The organism is Mycobacterium sp. (assembly GCF_008709575.1).
Classification (GTDB): domain Bacteria; phylum Actinomycetota; class Actinomycetes; order Mycobacteriales; family Mycobacteriaceae; genus Mycobacterium.
In genome coordinates, this window is record NZ_VYIK01000223.1 from 1 (window position 1) to 874 (window position 874).

At 61.8% G+C, this 874-nt stretch carries 2 protein-coding genes and 1 pseudogene; all 3 read left to right on the forward strand.

What is annotated here, in order from left to right; all coding sequences use genetic code 11:
* The first annotated feature begins 129 nt into the window (after nucleotides 1-129).
* Complete coding sequence (locus F6Q13_RS18040) at nucleotides 130-360, forward strand: DUF433 domain-containing protein (RefSeq protein ID WP_293059456.1); 231 nt, start codon at nucleotides 130-132, stop codon at nucleotides 358-360.
* The gene (locus F6Q13_RS18045; RefSeq protein ID WP_293059460.1) at nucleotides 357-722 is read left to right on the forward strand and encodes a DUF5615 family PIN-like protein; all 366 of its coding nucleotides are present in this window, start codon (nucleotides 357-359) and stop codon (nucleotides 720-722) included. Before F6Q13_RS18040 ends, F6Q13_RS18045 begins: the two co-directional genes overlap by 4 nt.
* A 55-nt stretch (nucleotides 723-777) precedes the next feature.
* Nucleotides 778-874, forward strand: a pseudogene (locus tag F6Q13_RS18050) (hypothetical protein); the annotation flags it as partial.

Below are 874 nucleotides of genomic sequence, written 5' to 3' on the forward strand. Positions count from 1 at the left end.
CGGCCGCTACCGGTAGCGAGTCTGCCCGATGACTGACCCGCTAGTTCTCATTAGGTCACCGGCATGAGTGGGTCGGTCGCCGTTCGGAACTTGCCGACACGCGTGTCGTGACCGGCTAACCTTGTAGGCATGCGATTCAGCCGCGTCACCGTCGATCCGGACGTCATGGGGGGTATGCCGTGCATCCGGGGCTTGCGGATCCCGGTGGCGACTGTGGTCGCGATGGTTGCTGACCAGATGACGCCGCCGGAGATTCTTGCCGAGCTTCCCGACCTTGAGGAAGAAGATGTCGCCGAGGCTCTGCGCTACGCGGCCGAGGCAGTACGGGAGCGAGAGTTGCCGCTGCGTCCGACCGCATGAAACTGTTGCTGGACGAGAATCTTTCGCCTGCACTATCCAGATTTCTCATCGAGGACGGTCACGACGTCGTCCATGTTCGTGACCGTGGATTGGCAAGTGCGACTGATGATGTGGTCCTCGCGTTGGCTGCGGCCGAGGGGCGTGTGTTGATCAGCGCAGATACGGATTTTGCCACCTTGCTGGCTCGGTCAAGTGCCAGCGAGCCGTCGGTTGCGCTGATACGCCGCGCGGTCGGTCGACGTGCGTCCCAACAAGCCCGCCTGCTCATCGCCAACCTGCCTGTCGTGCAGGACGAGCTAGCGGAGGGGGCCGTCGTTGTGCTCGGCGAGAAGACGATACGTATCCGCCGGCTGCCGATCTAAGCGATCGAAAACGAGGTCGAGTTCCTCGCAGGGGGTAGATTCCCAACTTCTCAGGAACTTGAAATGCGTTTGTCGCAAGCACCATTTGGTCAAGACGTTCTGGGGCTGGTCGGACGAACAGCTGCCCGACGGCACCGTGATCTGGACGTCAC